Annotated in this window: 2 protein-coding genes; both read left to right on the top strand. The window is 59.6% G+C overall.

What is annotated here, in order from left to right; genetic code table 11:
- Positions 1-1,346, top strand: a 1,346-nt coding sequence (gene tssA / locus BHU62_RS24480) for a type VI secretion system protein TssA (RefSeq protein ID WP_073534940.1), incomplete at its 5' end; no start/stop codon positions are given.
- Positions 1,347-1,365: 19 nt separating this feature from the next.
- A complete protein-coding gene (tssF, locus tag BHU62_RS24475) occupies positions 1,366-3,129 on the top strand; it encodes a type VI secretion system baseplate subunit TssF (protein WP_073534939.1) in 1,764 nt (587 codons plus the stop codon).
- Positions 3,130-3,139 lie beyond the last annotated feature (10 nt).

The raw sequence follows: 3,139 nt of genomic DNA, 5'->3' as shown, positions 1-3,139 counted from the left end.
TTATCCGCGTCGCGACTTACTACTGCTGGGCAAAGCTGCATCGTGAGGGGGAGCAGGGGCTGGCAGAGGGGCTCGAACTGCTGGCCGGTCTGATTGAACGCTTTGGTGCGCAGCTGCATCCGCAGCGGGACCGCAGCCGGAAGGCGGCGCTGGAGTGGCTGGCCGGTTCGCGCATGACCGACAGCCTGTCTCTGTACCCGGAGGTGGTCAGGGAAGAGGCGGAGCGGACCACCGGGGCGCTGCTGCTGATAGCACAGCTTACCGAAAATGAGCCGGATGGAATCCGTCCTGAGCTGAACGTGCTGTATGGCGCACTGGAAAGCCGTCTGCAGAAAGCGGGTGGCGTGGATGCGGTCGTGCCGCAGAATGCCAGTACCAGCGAAACACCTTCCACGGCTGGCCACAGTGATGCTCCTCCAATCGGGCGTATCACCTCCGGTCAGGATTTGCTGGCGCAGGCCCGGACGCTTACCGAATACCTGCGTGAGCAGCCGGATGGCTGGCTCTCCGCACACCATCTGATGAAAAGCCTGCGCCACGATACATTACGGTCCATTCCGGCCCCGGACGCGCAGGGACGTACCCGCATCGAACCGCCAAGAGCAGACCAGCGTGCGTTGCTCAAACGCCTCTACCTGCAGCAGAGCTGGGCTGAGATGCTGGAAACAGCGGACAGCACCTTTTCCCGCGGCGCTAACCATCTGTGGCTGGATTTACAGTGGTATATCCACCAGGCGCTGACGAAATCAGGTCAGGACACCCTGGCTGACATTATTGCCGCCGACCTGAAAGGGCTGCTGACCCGCCTTTCCGGGCTGGAGACGCTGGCCTTCAGCGACGGAACGCCGTTTGCGGACGAAGTGACGCTGAACTGGATAAAACAGGACGTGCTGGATCCGATGGGGGGATGGGGCAATGACACGCCGTCCGCGCAGATGGCGGCCGGTAACGATGACATTCTCACCCTGGAGCCGGAAGCAGTCACGCTGGCCGACAGCGAGGGCCTGGATGCAGCCCTGGTCTGGCTACAGAATCGCCCCGGTATTACCACGGCCCGCCAGCAGTGGTTGCTGCGTCTGCTGATGGGCCGTCTGGCTGAGCAGTACGGAAAAAATGAGCTGGCGGTGCACCTGTTTGCGGAACTGGGAGAGCGTGCCGGAGAAGTGAGGCTCAGCGACTGGGAACCTGACCTGCTGTTTGAGGTTTGGGCCCGTCACCTGAAATTACTCAGAATAAAAGCCGGGCGCAGCGAGGCCGATAAGGCTCGTCTCACGCCGGTGATGGACACGTTGCTGGCTGAACTGATTGCGGTTGATCCCGCGCGGGCCGCCGTGCTTTGCGGTTAGCCCATAGGAAAAAGAATAAATGGAAGATTTAACCCTGCGCTATTTTGATGCGGAAATGCGCTACCTGCGTGAAGCCGCGAAAGAGTTCGCGCAAACCCACCCCGATCGGGCGGCAATGCTCGACCTGGATAAGGCCGGCACGCCCGATCCGTATGTTGAACGCCTGCTTGAAGGGTTTGCCTTCTCTATGGGGCGGCTGCGCGAAAAAATTGACGACGATCTGCCGGAACTGACGGAAGGGCTGGTCAGCATGCTCTGGCCACACTATCTGCGCACCATTCCGTCCCTCTCGGTGGTGGCACTCACTCCGGCGTTGCATGCTATGAAAATGGCGGAAGTGGTACCCGCGGGTCTTGAGATATATTCCCGTCCGGTAGGGCCGAAGAACACGGTCTGTCGTTACCGTACCACCCGGGATGTGATGCTCAATCCCCTGAGCGTTTCGGGCATTACCATGACGACTGAGCCTGACGGTCGTTCGCTGTTGCGGATGCGCTTTGCCTGCAGCAGCCAGGCAGACTGGTCCGGAGCTGACCTCAGCCGTCTGAGCCTGTATCTCGGGGCGGATGCCCCCGTCAGTAGCCAACTGCATCTGATGCTGACCAAACGGCAGGCGGCGCTGTATATGCGCCTGCCTGGCCAGGCCGACCGTATCCGGCTTGACGGCTATTTCTCGCCGGGCGGGTTTGCTGAAGAGGACGGACTGTGGCCGAAAGGCGATACCGCCTTCAGCGGCTACCAGCTGCTGCTGGAGTACTTCACCTTCCGTGACAAGTTTATGTTTGTCCACCTCAACGGCCTGGATGGCATTACACCGCCTGCCGGGGCGGAGTATTTCGACATCGAAGTCGTGTTCAGAACACCGTGGCCATCAGAGCTGCCGGTCAACGATGACGCGGTTCGTCTGCACTGTGTGCCGGTGATTAACCTGTTCACACTGGAAGCTGACCCGCTCACCATTACCGGGCTTGAAAGTGAGTACCTGCTGCGCCCCAAACGTCTGCAGGACGGACACACCGAGATTTATTCGGTGGATTCGGTGACAGGCTCAAACCGGACCAGTGACGCAGAGTATGTGCCGTTCAGCAGCTTCAGGCACAAAGGCGGGATGATGCGCCGTCATGCACCACCCCGTTACTACCACACCCGCGTGAAGCGCAGCGTGACTGGGCTGTATGACACCTGGCTTATCCTTGGGGGGCACCAGTGGGAAGAGGACCGCCTGTTTGAGCGTGAAGCAGTATCGCTGCAAATCACCGGCACCAATGGCCAGCTGCCGCGCCGTGCACTACAGAGTACGCTGCTTGACCGCTGTGAGCAGGTGGTCAGTACACAACTTTCAGTACGCAATCTCTGCAAACCAACGCTGCCAGTCTATCCGCCTTCCGAAGACCGTTTTCACTGGCGGGTTCTGAGCCACCTGGGATCCGGTTTCCTTAACATGATGAGTACCGCCGAAGTGCTGCGCGGGACGCTGGCGCTGTATAACTGGCAGGAAGATGAACTGAACACCCGACGTCTGGAGGCGATTCAGCATGTGGAGCACCATCGCCTTCAACGTTTTGAACAGGGCTACCTGCTGCGGGGGCTGGATATCGAAGTGACCCTCGACAGCAACGGCTTCACCGGTGAGGGCGATATTCACCTGTTCGGTGAAATGCTCAACCGGTTCTTTGCACTGTATGCCGATATGAACCAGTTTAACCAGCTCACCCTCATTGTTCAGCCAGAAGGAAAATGCATCCGGTGGAAAGAGAATCACAGTCCGCGTCTGCCCGGCTGATAGCGCAACT

Source organism: Serratia marcescens (assembly GCF_001902635.1).
In the GTDB taxonomy this organism is placed as follows: Bacteria; Pseudomonadota; Gammaproteobacteria; order Enterobacterales; family Enterobacteriaceae; genus Serratia; species Serratia marcescens_F.
This window is presented reverse-complemented; position numbering and strand designations above follow the sequence as displayed.